This is a genomic window from Geomicrobium sp. JCM 19038 (assembly GCF_000698125.1).
Lineage (GTDB): Bacteria > Bacillota > Bacilli > Bacillales > Marinococcaceae > Geomicrobium_A.
In genome coordinates this window covers 21,993-40,726 of sequence record NZ_BAXA01000011.1, presented here as the reverse complement: position 1 = coordinate 40,726, position 18,734 = coordinate 21,993, and the positions used below count along the sequence as shown (strand labels likewise).

Annotated in this window: 20 protein-coding genes and 2 pseudogenes; 9 read left to right on the top strand and 13 right to left on the bottom strand. The window is 40.3% G+C overall.

What is annotated here, in order from left to right; genetic code table 11:
* Positions 1–93 precede the first annotated feature (93 nt).
* The 5 genes from JCM19038_RS21010 to JCM19038_RS13835 all read right to left on the bottom strand — a co-directional run bounded on the left by JCM19038_RS21010 (position 94) and on the right by JCM19038_RS13835 (position 4,759).
* Positions 94–960 (bottom strand): GH32 C-terminal domain-containing protein, encoded by an 867-nt coding sequence (locus tag JCM19038_RS21010; protein ID WP_052361672.1) that lies wholly within the window; start codon positions 958–960, stop codon positions 94–96.
* Positions 957–1,859 (bottom strand): glycoside hydrolase family 32 protein, encoded by a 903-nt coding sequence (locus JCM19038_RS21005; RefSeq protein WP_052361670.1) that lies wholly within the window; start codon positions 1,857–1,859, stop codon positions 957–959. The genes JCM19038_RS21010 and JCM19038_RS21005 overlap by 4 nt, the downstream gene beginning before the upstream one ends.
* Positions 1,860–2,009: 150 nt before the next feature.
* Positions 2,010–2,324: a hypothetical protein gene (locus JCM19038_RS13850; RefSeq protein WP_042419085.1), complete on the bottom strand. Its 315-nt coding sequence runs from the start codon at positions 2,322–2,324 to the stop codon at positions 2,010–2,012.
* An 840-nt stretch (positions 2,325–3,164) separates the two neighbouring features.
* The gene (locus tag JCM19038_RS13840) at positions 3,165–4,205 is read right to left on the bottom strand and encodes a DUF4179 domain-containing protein (protein WP_042419080.1); all 1,041 of its coding nucleotides are present in this window, start codon (positions 4,203–4,205) and stop codon (positions 3,165–3,167) included.
* Positions 4,206–4,219: 14 nt separating this feature from the next.
* Positions 4,220–4,759: a sigma-70 family RNA polymerase sigma factor gene (locus JCM19038_RS13835; RefSeq protein WP_042419077.1), complete on the bottom strand. Its 540-nt coding sequence runs from the start codon at positions 4,757–4,759 to the stop codon at positions 4,220–4,222.
* Positions 4,760–5,012: 253 nt separating this feature from the next.
* Here JCM19038_RS13835 and JCM19038_RS22375 point away from each other — a divergent pair, with 253 nt between their 5' ends.
* The gene (locus JCM19038_RS22375) at positions 5,013–5,204 is read left to right on the top strand and encodes a hypothetical protein (protein ID WP_152549451.1); all 192 of its coding nucleotides are present in this window, start codon (positions 5,013–5,015) and stop codon (positions 5,202–5,204) included.
* A gap of 52 nt (positions 5,205–5,256) precedes the next feature.
* Entirely contained in the window at positions 5,257–6,060 is an 804-nt protein-coding gene (locus tag JCM19038_RS13830; protein ID WP_042419073.1) for a YncE family protein, read from the top strand.
* Positions 6,061–6,212: 152 nt separating this feature from the next.
* Here the strand turns inward: JCM19038_RS13830 and JCM19038_RS22910 are convergent, their stop codons facing one another.
* The 8 genes from JCM19038_RS22910 to JCM19038_RS13795 all read right to left on the bottom strand — a co-directional run bounded on the left by JCM19038_RS22910 (position 6,213) and on the right by JCM19038_RS13795 (position 12,006).
* Entirely contained in the window at positions 6,213–7,046 is an 834-nt protein-coding gene (locus JCM19038_RS22910; RefSeq protein ID WP_193745135.1) for a hypothetical protein, read from the bottom strand.
* Positions 7,047–7,080: 34 nt separating this feature from the next.
* The gene (locus JCM19038_RS13820) at positions 7,081–7,524 is read right to left on the bottom strand and encodes a VOC family protein (RefSeq protein WP_042419070.1); all 444 of its coding nucleotides are present in this window, start codon (positions 7,522–7,524) and stop codon (positions 7,081–7,083) included.
* Between the two features lie 152 nt (positions 7,525–7,676).
* Complete coding sequence (locus tag JCM19038_RS13815; protein ID WP_042419067.1) at positions 7,677–8,156, bottom strand: GNAT family N-acetyltransferase; 480 nt, start codon at positions 8,154–8,156, stop codon at positions 7,677–7,679.
* A gap of 114 nt (positions 8,157–8,270) precedes the next feature.
* On the bottom strand, positions 8,271–8,369 hold the full coding sequence (locus JCM19038_RS25545; protein ID WP_373903035.1) for a hypothetical protein: 99 nt from the start codon (positions 8,367–8,369) through the stop codon (positions 8,271–8,273).
* A 4-nt stretch (positions 8,370–8,373) separates the two neighbouring features.
* On the bottom strand, positions 8,374–9,390 hold the full coding sequence (locus JCM19038_RS13810; protein ID WP_042419064.1) for a cytochrome d ubiquinol oxidase subunit II: 1,017 nt from the start codon (positions 9,388–9,390) through the stop codon (positions 8,374–8,376).
* Complete coding sequence (locus tag JCM19038_RS13805) at positions 9,387–10,727, bottom strand: cytochrome ubiquinol oxidase subunit I (RefSeq protein ID WP_042419061.1); 1,341 nt, start codon at positions 10,725–10,727, stop codon at positions 9,387–9,389. Before JCM19038_RS13805 ends, JCM19038_RS13810 begins: the two co-directional genes overlap by 4 nt.
* Before the next feature lie 584 nt (positions 10,728–11,311).
* A complete protein-coding gene (locus tag JCM19038_RS13800) occupies positions 11,312–11,746 on the bottom strand; it encodes a helix-turn-helix transcriptional regulator (RefSeq protein ID WP_052361668.1) in 435 nt (144 codons plus the stop codon).
* A gap of 5 nt (positions 11,747–11,751) precedes the next feature.
* Complete coding sequence (locus JCM19038_RS13795) at positions 11,752–12,006, bottom strand: hypothetical protein (protein WP_042419059.1); 255 nt, start codon at positions 12,004–12,006, stop codon at positions 11,752–11,754.
* 163 nt (positions 12,007–12,169) lie between these two features.
* Between JCM19038_RS13795 and JCM19038_RS25100 the strand changes: the two genes are divergently transcribed.
* The 7 genes and pseudogenes from JCM19038_RS25100 to JCM19038_RS13765 all read left to right on the top strand — a co-directional run bounded on the left by JCM19038_RS25100 (position 12,170) and on the right by JCM19038_RS13765 (position 18,726).
* Positions 12,170–12,385, top strand: a complete 216-nt coding sequence (locus JCM19038_RS25100; RefSeq protein ID WP_307190038.1) for a hypothetical protein — start codon at positions 12,170–12,172, stop codon at positions 12,383–12,385.
* On the top strand, positions 12,325–13,299 hold the full coding sequence (locus JCM19038_RS13790) for a class II histone deacetylase (protein WP_307190037.1): 975 nt from the start codon (positions 12,325–12,327) through the stop codon (positions 13,297–13,299). The genes JCM19038_RS25100 and JCM19038_RS13790 overlap by 61 nt, the downstream gene beginning before the upstream one ends.
* Positions 13,300–13,686: 387 nt before the next feature.
* Positions 13,687–14,748: a sulfate ABC transporter substrate-binding protein gene (locus tag JCM19038_RS13785; protein ID WP_042419057.1), complete on the top strand. Its 1,062-nt coding sequence runs from the start codon at positions 13,687–13,689 to the stop codon at positions 14,746–14,748.
* 15 nt (positions 14,749–14,763) lie between these two features.
* Positions 14,764–15,600, top strand: a complete 837-nt coding sequence (cysT, locus tag JCM19038_RS13780) for a sulfate ABC transporter permease subunit CysT (protein WP_042419056.1) — start codon at positions 14,764–14,766, stop codon at positions 15,598–15,600.
* Positions 15,597–16,398 (top strand): annotated as a pseudogene (gene cysW, locus JCM19038_RS13775) (sulfate ABC transporter permease subunit CysW). Before cysT ends, cysW begins: the two are co-directional and overlap by 4 nt.
* Before the next feature lie 5 nt (positions 16,399–16,403).
* Complete coding sequence (locus JCM19038_RS13770; RefSeq protein WP_042419054.1) at positions 16,404–17,477, top strand: sulfate/molybdate ABC transporter ATP-binding protein; 1,074 nt, start codon at positions 16,404–16,406, stop codon at positions 17,475–17,477.
* A gap of 23 nt (positions 17,478–17,500) precedes the next feature.
* Positions 17,501–18,726 (top strand): annotated as a pseudogene (locus JCM19038_RS13765) (threonine synthase).
* Positions 18,727–18,734 lie beyond the last annotated feature (8 nt).

The window sequence follows — 18,734 nt, the reverse complement described above, 5'->3', positions numbered from 1 at the left end:
ATTTTAATAAAGAAAGTAATCTATCCATTGTTGGACTGCTCTTCATGACATGGTACCAATAGACTCACTGAGGTATCCTATACCCTAATAATCTTAAAACCATTGCTTTATACGCTCAGCAAGTGTTGGCTTCAAATGAACAGTGACGTTGATATTCTTTGAAAGTCCCGAGCATAGTTCTTTAACAGAAACCATTCCCTCTCCCTCTTTTACGCCTTCCAACAAACACTCTCGTCCGTTCGTTTGTTGAATGGTTGCAATGTCTTTATTGGAACTCTCCCATTGTATTTGCCCATACTGACTTTCTACTTCATCTGGTTTGAGCTCTGTAAGCAGCTGTGTCGTTTCCCCTTCTTGTAATGTCACGCGTTCAACATTTGTAACCAATCGGTCATAGCCAAGACTCTTATCTCTCCACGTATTCTTAAGATAAGTAATCATTAAGTCTTGGACTATAATCGCACCATCTTCTGCATACCATTCAATTCCATCATTCGTCGGTTCAGTGTAAATCAGCGACGTGAAGACTTTCAAGCCTTTTTGAACAAATACTTCAATGGAAGATTCATCTACTAACACACACAACTCAATGCTTCCTTTACTTGCGTCATAGTTCGTTTCATAACGTTGTCCGAATGGAAACGCCACCCCATTTCGATCAATAATCGTTTTCATTCCAGCATTCGTACGATCAACAAATACCTTGTCATACTCAACATCTACACCTACTAAGGTTTCGACACCATCTCCATGTCGAAGTCGTAGACCAAACTCACGAAGATCCTCCCATAAAATTGTAGCTTCTAACATATAATTAGTACCGTTAAAATCAAGAGCAAGTGGTTTCTGTTCAACTACAAACTCTTTAAATAACCTACGTTTTGATTTAATGATATCAAGCTCTGAAATTGGTTGCTGGACTAAACGTAATTGGTTTTGATCATTTGTTTTTAGACTCAATCTCTAGGAAACGACATTGCCCCCATCCACGGGGATGTTGGCGATTGATAAGGGTAGCGCCAATTCGCCATCCAACCAAGCCAAATTGTACGAGAAGAAAGGTGGGAAAACGTTTGCGCTGCATAAAAATCTTGTCCGAAATCTGTGATCAGTACCTCGCTCGAATCATTGTGATTATGAAAAATTCGACCATCAAATTCCCCGATAAAATACTGTGCAGTCGACCCTTTCGTTTCATCGTTATCGCCAACACTCACATGCAGCACCCACTTCTGCTCTTCTTGACGTCCATCAATAGGCAAAGAAAATAGGTCTGGACATTCCCACACCGCGGCATGCAATCCTTCTTTCATTCCAAATTGACTAGTGTACGTCCAGTCTACAAAGTTCTTTGATCGATAAAAGGTCACCGTCTGATCTGTGGAAACGACCATTACCCAATGATTCGTCGGTTCATGCCATATTACTTTAGGATCACGAAAATCTTTTATGCCAGGGTTTTCGATAATTGGATTTTTCTTATATCGTTGCCATGTTACTCCTTCATCTGTGCTATATGCTAAAGACTGTGCTTCTCCCCCAGCAGTACTCGTGTAAAAAGCGAGTAACCCTTCTCCACCATTAAACAACCCCGAGCAATCACTTCTGTCTACGATGATACTACCGGATAACGCTTGACCTAATTCATCGTGTTCCAATGCAATCGGAAGGTGGTTCCAATGCAACAAGTCTTTACTAACTGCATGCGCCCAATTGCCATCTTTTTGGTGAAAAAGATGATAGTGATTCTTATAATAGACAAGACCATTAGGATCTGCTAAATTCCCCTCAGGCGTTGAAAAATGATACTGAGGACGGTATCGCTCGGTATAGTAGGAGGTCTTCTTTTCATTATTCATATAAACGGCTCCTTGTGAACTTCTACTCCAGTAACTATGATCGCACTCATCATTAATTTAGGTATCATTTCGTGGAGTTATCAAATAACTAATTTAGCACTTCTTTGTAGCCAACGCCAACCTCTTTGTTTAACCATAGCCAGTGCTATTTTAATTCCTTTCAACATATACTTCGATTCTCTCAACACCATCTTGTGTCGGCGGTAACGAATCTTCTCTAAACGCATCCGGGTCGTAATAGACAGAGATCTTATTCCCTACTTCGACACCTTCATTTACATCATTTGGAACGATAAAAATAATTGTGTCTTCATCTCCACCATTCAACCCTTCAACCGTTACACGCTCGTAGCCAGTGTCCCCGTCTATTATTTCTGTAATTGTTCCTGAGTAACTTGTGAGCTCGCTGTTACTACAGCCTACCAATAAAATAAGTAGTAGAATAAGGGTCTGTGACTTACGCATACGAAACCTCCTAATTAAACGAATTTTTGTTGTTTAGTGCTGCTTCTCAAACCATACCTTATATCTTTGAAGCACGTGAAAGAACATGTCATTGTCCAACACGCCTTCTGTTCCATAAAATAAGTGAAGTTCTTCAACAATTGCTTCATTCGGGAAATATAGAGATAGAATGGCTAAATTCTCGCTTGTTCTTGTCGACCCGCTTTCATCTTGTACATTTACCGTTAAATATGCTCCTCAGATTAATTTCTTTAGGATACTACGTTTTTTAACGATTGATAACTCTTTACCGCTTTTTAATTCCTGTATCTATTCATTGATTGTAGGAACTAGGTCCTTATTAAGTGCTCGACTAATCATGCGATTAGGTTTCATTGTCGGGAATTTTAGTGATAGATCTTTACCGTGTATACAATAGCACATGTGCCTTAACCAAAATCCCCACTCATAATACTTGTCTGGATCTACGACATCGATTAATTCTATAATATCGTAATCAACTTTCTTTATTACAAAGTTACCTTCAAGAAGTTTACTAGTTTTATGCTCAATCCTATTTTTCTCTTGAGATACTTCCGTAAACATCAATGCTATGCAATTGATGTTCAAATACACTTCTCAGCAATTGCACTAGGTCTGAAGGATCGGTTTAAATTCGTCTTATCGTTTATTTTTATTTGTTTGATTCATAATAAATCCCAGATTATCAGTACCTAACCTCGTTGACACTTTCACAGACTCCCCCTTACGTATTGGCACCCGTTAACAATCTTCAGCAATTGTCACAAAGGAAAGCGTAATCCACTTACGAAATTGCGCCCTTGCTGTAATGATACTTCATTACCGTCTGACCTTAATTTGGATTGCTTCATCTATTAACCTTTTATTAATCTCTTCTTTAGCTTGGCCTTCCCTGCCTGAGTTGACAATTGGAATCAATGTCAACTCTTCGATCTGTTCCGATAATCGTCCATATTGCCAGAATGAATTCTCACTCAACGTCTGACCAGCTTCAGGTGCAATGAGATTCCCATCTTGATCAGCCATTTCAAAGATCACATCATACTCCCAATCAAATGGGTCAGCTTCTTCATTATTGTACATTGAATAGTGAAGTGTCGCAGATCCCGGACTAATCGTAAAAGCATCCACGACAACAACTTGTCCATTATCGAGTTGGAACGCTTCATTGATCTCAATGACCTTCGTATCTTCAGATCGTTCTGCACCCGATGTTTTAAATGCGAATGACCATTCTCCTTCAATCATGTGATCTGTCGTCTGATGAAGAAAATGAGAGTAGTTTATTTCAATTGGCCTTTCATATAATAAGGTAGAGAAATCATTGTCAATATGAACCGAGCTAAACATAGTCACTGTATGTTCATCCACGTTTCTCTGCTTACCCGATGCACCCTTTGAAACATTTTCACCGTTTATTTTAAGTTCTGGCATCGGAAGCATATAGTTGTTTAAATCTACTTTTGTAGAATGGAATGTTGTACTTACAAGTAGACGATGGTTGTCATACATCACCTCATTAAGGGTCACTTTAATGTCTTTGTCTTCTACTTGAGTAACTACGACTGTTACATAATCATCGAGTACGTGTTGCTCCTTTTCTTCATTCAATAAAAAACCGCTGATTGACGACCCAATCCACGGCACATTAGCGAGAACTCGCGGTTCGATCGTTCCAATTAATACAATCGCAGCCATTAGAGACGTCACGAATAACATCACGACATGCTTAGGTTTACGTGTCGGTCTTTTCAAATCAATATGTTTTCTAATTCGCTCTTTCTCAGAAAGATTTAATGCTTCTTCATTTTGCAAGTTAGAAAAGTTGGCTCGATTTAATTTCCTATACAACTTATCCATGGTTCACCTCTTTTCTAATTTCTGAAGAGCTTTCGCAGTTGTTTTCTGCCTCGTGACAAGCGATTGTATATAACGGTTGACGAAAGTCCCAACTTCTTTTCTAAAGCTCTTGTCTGTTCACCTTCTAAATAATAACTACGAAAAAGATTTCGATCCTTTTCAGGTAAATGGTTAAGTAACTCTTCAACTTCTTCTTGCAACGTTATTTCCAGCTTTTTCAATTCATCATAGTGTATTAATTTTTCATCACCATTTGTACTTGACTCTTTAGCAAGTAATCTTAATTTCTTACGCTTATAGTCAATCGCTTTGTGAGATGCGACTGCAGCAATCCAATTTTTCAGGCTGTTTTTCTTCGTATCAAATGTATGGATTTTATCCCAAACGACCCAGAACACATCATTTATACACTCTTCTCGTTCTAGGGGGTATCTGTAGAGGTATTTGTATACGATATGTTTTACGAGGCCGCCGTAAGTATCAATCACATATTGCAGTGCCTTTTCATTCTTTTTCTTTAGCTGTTTCACTACGTTTTTTTCACTGATCTCCACTTGCTCCCTCCTTATACCTTCTAATACGTTTTACCGTATCCATTTCTATCAACTTTTTGTCAGAAGCTGACAGAATCTAAAAAAGTAGCCCTGAATAGCTACTTAAATCATCTTAAAAAGCGAAAGACGTCGTTAGTAATGACCACCTATGCACTCTCGAGCATATTCATTTTCCAAATTCAGCCTTACGACCTGATGTTTAACCATACAAACCACTCCAAGATTCATATGCTATTAATAAAGGAGTGAAAATATGAGAAAGCGATTCACAATTAATAATAATTTAATAAATGGTCCAGGGAACATATCACCCATTCCTCCATTGCCACCAACATCCCCTACTTTCCCGACTCAGCCCACACCACCAATCCCACCGCTTGAAGAGATTTTATTTATCGGTCGAATTGGTGGGATTACTGTATATAACGTTTCAAGAGGCAAATAATCGCCGAAATTGAGAATGTAGCACACCAAATGATATTTTTATCAATGCCGAAATGAATGTACTTTATGTAACATCTTCATTAGGTTTAAGCGTTTTAAATTTAACAGATTATCAATTAATTGCTCAAACACCAGTACCAGCGGGTAGTTTTATTAATGAAATTGGGTATAATCCAACCAACAACATCGTCTATGTAGGTGCAGATTTTAGGGCCTTTGGATTTGATCCCGATAACAACTATCAACTAAGTACGACGATTGATGTCACTAGAAGCGGTTCTAGCGGCGGAAGATTCACATTAAATCCTCTTACGAACAGAGGGTATTTACCCATTGGTATTGCCAATAATGTGTACATCCTTGACCTACTCACTAACACTTGGATAGATACTGTGAACACTTCTCCAAATACTACTGGACCAGCAGTTGTAAATCCAACAACAAATCTAATCTATACTTCAAATGATTCAACTCCAAGTCTAGTTAATATCCTCAACGTTATTGATGGAAATACCAACACTGTCACAACAACGATCCCACTCGCCGAACCTGGGAACTTATCATCATATTTAGCCGTAGATGAAAGTAATAATCGAATTTATGTTACAAATCGGAACACGAATAACGCTTCAAACGTTGTCGCATATGTCGTAGATGGAATTACAAACACGTTGCAAAGTACGATTACTCTAAACCGAAATGTAAATACTAGCACAATTGCTGTTAATCCAAGTGTTCGTCGTGCGTATATTTCTGATGCGGATAATGACATTATTTATGTCATTGACACCACTACAAATACTGTCATTCAAGAGCTTCCGTTCCAAAGCTTGACCCTTGCATCCTATACACCTTAAGTCATCGAAATCACACTTTTATTGACATTCAAAAGGATAGAAAGGAGGGTATTCATTCCTTTCTATCCTTTTTCAACACAATATGAAGTGATGACTTTATAATGTCACAAGTGAAACGCTTCACGTTTATCTTGCCATCCACATACTCCTTATTAGCCTCTGGGTTGCAAAGGGTATTCCCATTGATGTGTACATTCCACTAACATATAATGTCCTTGTAGTTCATCTTCTTCTATGCGGCTACATTGCTGAGTAGGGATTGCACCTTCACCTGCATTGTCGAAAACTTCAATCCAACTTTGACCCGAAGCTTCGTCATATCTAGTTTCGAGTTGATTCCCATGAATCGTTATTGTTTGACCACTTACTTCATTTTCCAGAGCTTTTATAAATGTCATTAGATCGCCCTCTTCAGCTGTTGGAGAAGATGAGGTTGTCATTGACGGGAAGGATTCTAGCTCAATCTCTACCATACCTTCCCACGTATTAAGACGAACGGTTTCAGCTGTTACCCATTCTGCTGAATGCAAACCGAGAACATCTTCAGCATCAATACCTGATGGGAAGTCCCTACTCATAATACTCAGAGATTGGTCCTCAAGAGATCTTCCTAAAATCCCGAATTTCGTCTTATAAAAGCTATAAAAATAGGTCGTCTCCCCAAGTGTAAAATCTCTATATTCGACAACGAGCGATTGTTGATCATGCGGAGACTCTATATGCGCATAGCTACTTTCTGTGATCCAAACGATAAAACTATGTACGAGCAATACTGGCAAACTAAGAAACAAACCTACAATGACCCATGCATTTCGAACAGATAACGAGCGAAAACCGACCACTGCTAAAACAACCATATTGAAAACAATTGGAATAATGTACCCCGATGATTTTATGAAAAGAACATGAAATTCTGAAAAGTGGATGACAACAAGCAACACGTTCATTATCCCTAATACAACGAGGACCCCTTTTGTTTTTGTCATATTAATCCCATCGTCCCCCTTTTCAAAGAAGTAGTCATTCTTTAATAATCAACATATTTGAATCGTCAAATTCCCAAAATGATCCGTAAGCAACCTCCCAATAATAACCATCAGGATCTATGAAATATCCTCCATATCCGCCCCATGATAATTTTTGTGGCTCCTTAACGACGTTAGCACCGACTTCTCTTACGTTATGAATAATCTCATCAACTTCATTTTCAGATTTTGCATTATATGCAAGAGTGATCCCGGTGAATCCTCCTCTTGATAATTCAGGAGGGTTTTCTTCATTGATATCCTTTGCTAATTCTTCAATCGGAAATAACTCTAGCTTCGAACCTTCATTGTTGAAAAATACAATAACAGGATTTTCTTCACCTCCAGTGACTGATGCTTCAAAACCGATGTTTCGATAAAACTTAAGTGATTCCTTAATATTTTTCACACCTAAAGTAATGAGATTAATTCGATTCATACATACCTCAACTCCTTATAAGTATTTTTCACAATCTAATTCTTCCCCATTCGTCAAAATTGGTTGTATTCGTTCAAGACCTCGCTCGAATCATTCACTTACATTCTTCATCATTTGGCTCAAGAGTTAGAGCATCCAAATATGACCATTCTCTACCTAATCTTTAAATCTAAGATGAACTGCTCGCCTATTTTGCCAATTTTTCTTTTGCCTGTATCCTTAAAGCCAACACGTTTGTAAAGGTTCTGGGCAGAAATGTTTTTATGATTAACCGCCAATACAACTTCATCGATCGTCTCAAAGGTCGATGTTATGAATGTTTCTAATTCCAGCATTGCTTTTTTCGCATAGCCTTTTCCTTGTTGTTTATAATCGACCGATAACGCGGTTAATAACATTGCTTTTGGGTTCGTTGTATATTCACTTACTCGGTTCGTCGTATGTAATAAGAAGAACCCTACTGGTGCATGATTTGCAAGAATAACAATTCGATATTGTCCTTCCGATACATTCATTAGTTCTTCTGGTAAGGCAGTAAATTGCGCTTGCGCCTCTGGGAGTTCGAACTTTTCTAACAATTCCAGATGCTCATTTTTGAAAAACGTTAATTGAATATCTTCGCTATGGTTCATGAATGATCTCTCCTTTTCAGTTTATATTTTACCATGAGAACATATGTTTTTATATGATTTTCTAGAACAGTCCATAAAAAACCAGAGCGGCAACTGCCGCTCTGGTTTTGAAAGTTATTTCGTTTTATCTTTACTCGCTACGATAAAGGCAACGATGATCGCTCCGATAAGTACTAAAAACGGAGCTACTAAGATTAAGAAATCATCCAACATAAGCTCACTCCCTTTTTCCTTTTACGTACTTCGGATCGAATAAGAACAAGCGTAACAACAAGTACAAGGACGGCAATAGTAACATCATGCCAAGAATAAAGACAACTATAAGACTAATCGCCATCGCTTCATTCGTAAAGCCGTCGTAGATAGTTAAATACGGATAAAGCAAGTACGGATAGTGCGAGATGCCATATCCGAAAAAGGCAAAGGCAAACTGCCCAATCATGAGCCATACCGCAAGGCCATATTTTCTCCTGTTCCAGATTAACCAAAGTGTGATCGCCCATAACACGAATGAAATGGCGAACATCCACCAAAGGTTTAGAATGCTATCAAAGTGAGCGGAGTTATGGTTTTGCAATTCAAAAATAATCCCGCCAGCTGCAACGATCAGCGGAACTGCCCAAATGAGTACGTACTTTCTCATCATGCCTGTCGCTTCTTGATCTTCCGTCTTACTCGCATACCACGTGAGGAACACAGATGAAATGTAGAGCACGGCAACGATACTCAAGACAACAATTGCCCACGTTAACGGACTTGTAAACAATAATTCATAACTTAGAACGGGTTGACCGTCATCCAGGTAGACGAATCCACCTTCTGAGATCGTGAGCACGACCGATAAAGATGCCGGAATTAAGATCCCGGTTGCGCCGTACATAAATGCATAACCCCGGTGACCTTGAGAGCCGTAGGACTCAAACGCATAGTACGAACCACGAAGTGCGAGCAATATGATCGAAATACTCGCAGGTACTAATAAAACGCTACCGAAGAAAAACGCACTGTCTGGAAAGAAGCCAATAATCCCAACGAAGAAAAATACGAAGAAGACGTTGGTCACTTCCCAAACAGGTGACAAGTAACGCTGAATGACTTTACTTAAAATGTGTTGCTTCCCAGTCATGATACTGTGGGCGTTAAACACACCTGCTCCAAAATCAATCGATCCAACAATGATATAAAAGAAGAGAAAGAGCCACAACACCGTGATACCGATGATTTCTAAACTCATTGCTCATCCCCTCCTGCATAAGACTCTAATTCTTTCTCCACAGGTTTGTCTTTGAACATCTTGCGAAGAACGACAATCGTACCGACACCAAGAATCAGGTACAACAACACGAAGAAAAAGAAGACTAAATCTACGTGACTGGCAGTAGTTGCTCCTTCGTCAACCGTCATAATTCCTCTTAAAATCCACGGTTGACGACCCACTTCAGACATCCACCAGCCTGCTTGAATTCCAAGGAATGATAGGGGTGCACCCATGACGATTAGCCAGCGGTACCATTTTTTATCGACAAATGTCCAATTTCTCCAACGAGCGACGAGGAAGACGAATGAGAGTGTAAGCATAAACATTCCGATCGTAATCATCGTGTCAAAGAAATAGTGAATAATGAGTGGCGGATGATGTTCTTCTGGGAATTGATCCAGACCAATCACTTCTGCATTCGGATCGCTATGTGCGAGAATGCTTAGCGCAAATGGGATTTCAATGCCGTACTTCACTTCATTATTCTCATCTAGAATTCCCCAAAGAATCAATGGTGCTTGTTCTTCGGTTTCAAAGTGCCATTCGGCAGCTGCCAACTTTTCAGGTTGATGCTCTGCAAGGTATTTCCCTGAGAAATCGCCAATAATTGCAGAAGCGATTGCAAATACGAAACCGACTTTCATCATGACGTTTAGTGACTTTTTGTAATAGGCCTTGTGACTTCCCTTCATTAAACGGAACGCAGCAATTGCTGCAAGTGTAAAGGCGATCGTCATATAAGCTGTTGCCAAGACGTGCGTCACCTTCGTTGGCATCGCAACGGTAAACATAGCAAGCAATGGGTTGACGTTGGCAAGTTCACCATTAATCATTTCAAACCCACCCGGTGCGTTCATGAACGAGTTGACGACAGTAATGAAAAATGCGGACAATGCACCACCAATCGCAACTGGTACGAGTAATAAAAGGTGTTTTTTCTGATTATCAAAGCGGTCCCACGTATATAAGTAAATACCGAGAAAGATCGCTTCAAAGAAAAACGCAAACACTTCCATGAAGAGTGGAAGGGCAATAATATGACCGGCAAGTTGCATAAAGTTCGGCCAGAGTAACGCTAATTGAAGACCGATCGCAGTACCAGTTACTACACCAACTGCTACAGTAACGACAAACCCTTTAGCAAGTCTTCTTGCCATTAAAATGTAGTGAATGTCGTCTTTTTTGATCCCCAACCAGTGAAACAACATAATCATCAGTGGCAAACCGACACCTACGGTTGCGTAAAATATGTGAAACGAAAGCGTAAGCAACGTTAACAATCGACTCATCAATACGGGATCATCAATAAACATGTGCTACCCCCTTTTTGAACAACACAATAAAGTATGTTCACTACTTCACAAACTTTCGATTTCATTATAACAACGATTAAAACCCATTGTAATACGTGCATGTTAACATTTTATGAAGAACGCCCACCTGTCACGTCACGGTCACAATTCAGACAATGCAATGTCAAAATCAAGCAAGATATTCTCTTATCGCAACCATACAATGGGTTAATTAGAGGTCTTACCCCTCCCCATTAGTGCACTGAAAATTAATTCTTTGACTTTTCGTTCCCGAAAATCATTTTCTTTACACTTGTACGTTACAAAAAGACACAGTACTTGGAACTGTGTCTTAGACTAATTAGAAACTTAAAAGTATTAGGTATGTACTCAGAAATGGTAAGCGGCTTATGTGGCTTTGCTTGCCGCGGGCGTTGCCTCAGCTATCGTGCTACGCACGATGATCTTCAGCTAACGCTAATCCCGCAGGCGTCTCCGCCACGACAGCCGCTTGTCTGTCGCATTTTTTCACAAATACTTATTGGAATTGATTATTAGAGCTTAATGTTTTAAAAGTAATATTCAACTCTATAATTTATATTCTCTTAAGTTAATTTATAAATTAGTTCTGTTCGGTTTTTCACATCACACTTTTGATACATATTTTGTAGATGTTTTTTTACCGTATTCACACTGATCCAAAGCTGATCTGAGATTTCTTCATTTGTCCTTCCTTGCACAACCAGCTGAAAAATCTCCTTCTCTCTCATTGATAACGTCACTGTTTCTACATTACTTACAAGCAGACGCTTTAAGTAAACTGATAATGTTTGTAAAATCTCTTGATCTTTCTTTGAAAATGGTCGGTCTCCATTAAACCTCGAAAAACCGATTCCTCCTAAAATTCTTTGTCTACCAGTGAAGTAAAGTACCATTTGATCTTTCATCTGATAAGACGAATAAAACGGATAATAATCGCTCTTTCTTAATGTGTCAAAACTTGCAACATCTTTAATTGTAAATACCGTTTGTTGACACATCTCAATCAACCATAGTTTTTTGGGTGCATTAAATCTTTTGACATATAAAATGATTGATAAGCTTGATTAAATGGTTTTGCAGTATTATAGAATTTTAAATCATACATGTTTTGTTCTTGGTCAGTACGCCAACACATTGAATTGTGAAGACCAAATCTCTCAGATAGCCCTTTCTGAATCAATTGTTCGAGGTGTTCACTTCGCCAATCAAGAGTAGTCATAAATTGAATCATACTCGTATAATCACGATTCGTTAACATGATACAATCCCTCACTTGAATAGAGTGAATGTTTACTCTTTTTATTCTATTATACCGTTTTCTTATACCCATACAATTACAAGATTATTCTTTCGGGTAATTGTGACCATCATGTAAACCGGCAATAATACAACTACACAACGTTTATTAGGAGGTTTCATTAATGAAGAAATCAACAGGTTTCATTTATGATGAGAGTTACTTTTGGCATGAAAATGGTTCTGGTGCGTTAAACATGCCGTCTGGTGGTTGGGTACAGAGCCATACTTATGGAGAAGACCCGGAAACAAAGCGACGCTTCAAGAATTTAATGGATCGTTGCCAACTCACACCAAAACTTACATCGATCCCCCTAAACCAGCTACACGTGCAGATCTAGAACGCTTTCATCACCCTCATTACATTGATAGAGTAAAAGAATTAAGTGATCATAACGGTGGCGATGCAGGAGAACACGCAATTGTTGGACGAGGCTCTTATGAAATTGCCCTACTCTCAGCAGGTGGAGCAATAACGGCAGTTGATGCAGTTATGAATAACCATGTTACCAATGTATATGCTTTAACAAGACCACCTGGTCATCACGCAGAAACTGATCAAGGTATGGGTTTTTGTCTTTTTAATAACGTAGCCATCGCTACAGATTATGCAAAAGAAAAATACAACTTAAAACGAATTCTCGTTCTAGACTGGGACGTCCACCACGGAAATGGAACTGAGCAAGCATTTTATTCTGATAATGAAGTTCTATTTATTTCCTTACATCAAGACCGCCTCTATCCCGCGGATCGTGGTTACATCGAACACACAGGAGAAGGCAAGGGCAAAGGATACACTGTAAATATCCCGCTTCCTGCTGGTACAGGAAACGCTGGTTATATGCATGCCTTCGAAAGAATTGTAGAACCAATTGTTAATGAGTTTGAGCCAGATCTGATCATCGTTTCAGCAGGACAAGACCCTAATTTCTTCGATCCACTTGCTAGGATGATGGTAACAACTAAAGGGTTTTATCAATTCTCTGAATTTATGAATAAGCTTGCAGAGAAACATTGCGGTGGTAAGCTCATCCTCTGTCACGAAGGTGGATACAGCGCTGCCTATGTTCCATTTTGCTCACTTGCGATTGTCGAAGCGATGAGTGGAATTTCAACTGGAGTTAATGACCCATTCACTAGTAGCCTTGGAGCACCTGTGAACACACTATTTCCTCATGAAGAAGAAGCTGTTAAGCGCGTTGTACAAGAGCATTCTCACTTCTGGTCAATGGAACAGAAAGCGAGTCAAAAATAATAAGGTATATGAAAGAATGGATCTCATTGTGGCTCATTCTTTCGCTCTTTTTCCTTCCAATTAAACTCATAATATCTACATTTATACCCTCATTCTATTGTCTATTTCCATGTTAGATATAGATTATAAGCTTCCTGTCATCAGACATATACATTTAAGCTTATTGCATGTTGAAAAACGATACATCAAATCCCATCTATCTTATCATCCAAATATTAGAAAAAATCGATTGACATAGTTAAACAATAAGAATAGTATGATAAAAAAGAAAACCATACGTGCTGACCGGACAACCGAAGGCCAAATGAAGAAAGGATTTAAGCCTTTGCTTTTTTACTCGCTTAATTCATAGTATTTTCATTTGAATTATATCTTTTATAAGGAAGGATGATGTTTGTGAAGTATTATTCTTACTTTCTTGGAGGAGTAACGGTTGTTTCGATGCTTTCTGCATGTAACGTAGGTGGATTTGATGAAGATCAAAGTGGCGAAGCGATTCAAGACAATCCAACGGCCGACGGAGATGTGATTGAATTGCTAAATGTCTCTTATGATCCTACTCGTGAGTTTTATGATGACTACAATGCAGCATTCGGTACGTATTGGCAAGAAGAAACCGGCGACACGGTCACTGTGAATCAGTCCCACGGTGGTTCAGGTAGTCAAGCACGTTCAGTATTGGATGGACTACAAGCGGATGTTGTGACATTAGCGCTCGCTTACGATATCGATGTTTTGCAAGAGCGCGAATTACTGGATTCTGAGTGGCAAAGTGACTTTCCAGACAATGCCTCGCCTTATACGTCAACGATTAACTTCTTAGTCCGTGAAGGCAATCCAAAAGACATTCAAGATTGGGATGATCTCGTTCGAGAAGATGTAGAAGTAGTAACGCCAAACCCTAAAACATCTGGTGGTGCACGGTGGAATTACTTAGCCGCTTGGGGGTATGCCGAAGATACATATGGTGAAGAAGAAGCGGAGGATTTCGTCACGAACATCTATGAGAACGTCACTGTATTGGATTCTGGTGCTCGTGGTTCTACGACTTCGTTTATTGAGCGTGGCATCGGAGACGTTCTACTTGCTTGGGAAAACGAAGCATTACTTACTGTAAATGAATTGAATGCTGAAGATTTTGAGATTATCACACCCTCGATATCAATACTAACTGAGCCACCTGTCGCAATTGTCGACTCAAACGTACAACAGAAAGGTACAGAAGAAGTCGCTCACGCCTACTTGGATTATTTGTATTCTGATGAAGGTCAAACGATTGCAGCTGAACATTATTATCGACCACGAAATGAAGACATTTTAGCCGAATATCAAGACTACTTCCCAGACGTCGAGTTATTTACGATTGAAGAGCGATTCGGAAGCTGGGATGAAGCACAAGAAAGACATTTTTCGGATGGTGGCGTGTTTGATCAGATTTACGCACCATAGTCAGGAGGAACTACGATGAAACGCACACTTCCAGGCTTCCCGCTTTCTTTCGGCTTTATGATGTTTTACATGAGCTTTATTGTCTTCATTCCCTTAATTGCATTGGTTTGGTACACGATGGGAATCGGTTGGGAAGCTTTTTGGAACGCCATTTCTGATCCAAGGGTATTTGCAGCACTTCGACTAAGCTTTTCTGCATCTTTGATTGCGGCGTTGATTAACGGCGTTTTCGGTCTACTCATTGCCTGGGTACTCGTTCGATATGATTTCTTTGGAAAGCGAATTATGGACGGAATGATTGACCTTCCATTCGCTTTACCAACAGCCGTTGCTGGCATCGCACTTACGAGCCTTTATGCCGAGAATGGATGGATCGGTTCGTTACTCGCTCCACTCGGAATTCAAGTCGCATTCACACCCATTGGAGTGACGATTGCCCTTACGTTTATCGGCTTACCTTTCGTTGTTCGCATGGTTGAACCCGTGTTGCGCTCGCTAGATCAAGAAACAGAAGAGGCGGCAGGATTACTAGGCGCTTCTCCTTTTACTATTTTTAAGACTGTATTATTTCCACTATTAACACCCGCTATCTTAGCGGGAATGACACTTGCATTTGCTCGTGCACTTGGCGAATACGGGTCTGTCGTCTTTATCGCCGGAAACATCCCGATGCAAACAGAAATTGTTCCTTTACTGATTATGAATAAGCTTGAACAATTTGATTACGCAGGTGCTACTGCGATCGCAACCGTTATGCTCGCTCTATCATTTATATTATTGCTCGGTGCAAACATACTGCAATGGTGGCTTTCTAGAAACTTAGGGCAAAAGGCGGTGGATTCTTCCCGATGAATACGAAAACCTACAAGCCCCTCTTGATTTTCAGTGCATTTCTCTTTCTTACGTTATTTTTGTTATTGCCTTTACTTATTATTTTCATCGGTGCATTTAGTCAAGGATTTGAAGTGTTTTGGTATTCCATCACGGAGCCTGCGGCAAGGCACGCCATTTTTCTAACATTGCTCGTTGTCGTCGTAACCGTCCCACTTCACACGTTATTCGGATTAGCTGCCGCTTGGGCACTCACGAAATATCGCTTTCGTGGTCGACAACTGTTAATTACATTAATTGAGATTCCTTTTGCCGTCTCCCCAGTTATTGCGGGGCTTGTGTTTATTATTCTTTACGGAGTGAATGGCTTTTTTGGTGAATGGTTACTTGCAAATAACTTGCAAATCATCTTTGCGGTACCTGGAATTATTCTTGCGACGATGTTTGTCACGTTACCGTTCATTGCTAGAGAATTAATCCCTTTAATGGAAGCTCAAGGTAGCGATGCTGAAGAAGCATCCCTTACACTTGGTGCTGGCGGTTTTCGAACATTTTACCATGTGACCCTGCCTGCAATTAAATGGGGCTTCTTTACGGAGTAATTCTTTGTAGCGCCCGTGCCATTGGAGAATTCGGGCTGTCTCAGTCGTATCTGGACGAATTCGCGGGGCGACAAACACGATGCCGCTTCACGTGGAAATCCTTTACAACGAGTATCAATTTGCTGCCGCTTTTTCCGTTGCACTACTCATGTCGTTGTTCGCAATCTTTACCATTGTCATTAAACAAGTCGTCGAACGAAAACAACAACTGGGGTGAATACGATGTCGATTACGATTACAGGCATTACAAAAGAATTTGGTAAAACCGAAGTGCTAAAAAACATTAATCTCACTGTGAAAGAAGGCGAACTGTTAGCGTTGCTTGGACCTTCAGGTTCTGGGAAAACGACTTTGCTTCGCATGATTGCAGGCCTTGAACACGCATCTAAAGGAGACATCTTCTTTGATGGCAATAACGTGACCAACGTGAATGCCAAAGACCGAAATGTAGGTTTTGTGTTTCAGCATTATGCTCTATTCTCACACATGAAAGTGAAAGATAACATCGCCTACGGTTTACGTGTAAAAAAGAAAAAAGATCGACCAACAAAGCCACAAATTGAATCAAAAGTAAATGAATTACTTGAACTTGTAAAGCTTGATGGATTAGGTGAACGGTACCCTAGTCAACTATCAGGCGGCCAAAAACAACGTGTAGCCCTTGCTCGCTCACTGGCCATAGAGCCTTCGGTATTATTACTTGATGAGCCTTTCGGTGCACTCGATGCCCAAGTTCGAAAAGAGTTGCGTCGCTGGCTTCGAACACTCCATAAACAAACTGGCGTCACAACCGTTTTCGTGACACACGATCAAGAAGAAGCGCTCGATGTTGCCGATCAAGTCATCGTCTTAAATGGCGGAGAGATCATTCAAGAAGGAACTCCTTCTCATATTTATGATTCACCAAACAGTCCATTTATGTACCGCTTTTTAGGAAACGCAAATGAATTAAAGGGAACTGCAACTAAGGAAGGAATTTCTATAGGAGGAGTAACACTCACCAGTGAAGAACCACATGCAGATGGCGACAATGTGGTGAGCTATGTTCGACCTCATGAAATCTCACTCGCGCATACTTCTGGAAATGATCATCATTTAGAAGTCGAAATTACAAAAACTCACCCTGTTGGTCCAATTGTATTTATTGAAGCGAAGCGACTAGATGGTGATCGTGAACAAATTGAAATTGAGCTTACGAAAGGTGCTTATGACAACTTGTCCATCAAGATCGGCGACATGATGTACGCTCGTGTAGAGCGTTTTGGAACATTTCAAGCGAATGAATATATGATTTAACTCGTACAGGAGGTTCAACTGTGATACAAAACTATAGCTACTTTACACACCTCGAATGTCCAAAATGCAAAGAAGAGTATGACGGGTCCACCGCTACACACTTATGTGTGTGTGGGTCTCCTCTCCTAGCACGCTATGATTTGCTTCGTTTAAAAGAGCATTGGTCGATTGAACAGCTTAAAACCCGCGAACCCACACTTTGGCGTTACCACGAAGTGCTCCCTGTGCTGAGTCCAGCAAATCGTGTATCGCTAGGAGAAGGGATGACGCCCCTCGTTCATATGAAGACGCTCGGTAAAACGTACGAGTTACCGAACCTTTGTATGAAAGACGAAGGCTTACTCCCTACAGGTTCATTTAAGGCTAGAGGCGCTGCTGTTGGTGTTTCAAAAGCAAAGGAACTTGGGTTCAGACGCTTGCGATGCCGACGAATGGGAATGCCGGAGCCGCTTGGGCGCTCTATTCATCTAGAGCCGGCATTCAATCACACATTGTGATGCCACTACAAACCCCTGAAATCACAAAACGTGAAGTCATTTCAGCTGGAGGGACACTTTCTTTGATCGACGGACTCATTCACGATGCTGGACATGCCGTATCAGAAGCTTCTAAGGAATACGGTTGGTACAACGTAAGCACGTTAAAAGAGCCATACCGAATCGAAGGTAAGAAAACGATGGGCTATGAGATCTTTGAACAATATGGCTTTCACCTCCCTAATGTGATTCTTTATCCAACAGGTGGAGGTGTCGGTTTAATTGGCATTTATAAAGCGTTTCTGGAACTTAAAACACTCGGTTGGATTGCAAACGATGCCACTCTACCACGTCTCGTCGCTGTTCAATCAGAGACGTGTGCACCGATCGTCAAAGCGTACGAACAAAGAAAAAGCCATGCTGACGTTTGGGAGAACGCAGAAACGATTGCATTTGGTATTAATGTTCCGAAAGCCATTGGAGATTTCCTCGTGCTTGAAGCCATCTACGAAACGAATGGATGTGCCCTTGCTGTCTCTGACGAAGAGTTGTTAGCCGAGCAAAAACAAGTCGCAGAGCGTGAAGGAAATTGGATCTGTCCCGAAGGCGGAGCAACGTTTGCCGCAGCGAAAAAGCTTCGACAATCGGGATGGATCCAAGAAGATGAACACGTTCTGTGTTTGAATACTGGAATGGGGATTAAATACCCTGACACGGTCACGTATCACGATGAAGATTACCTTAAGCACTCACTTACGATAAAGCATGACTAACATAGGAG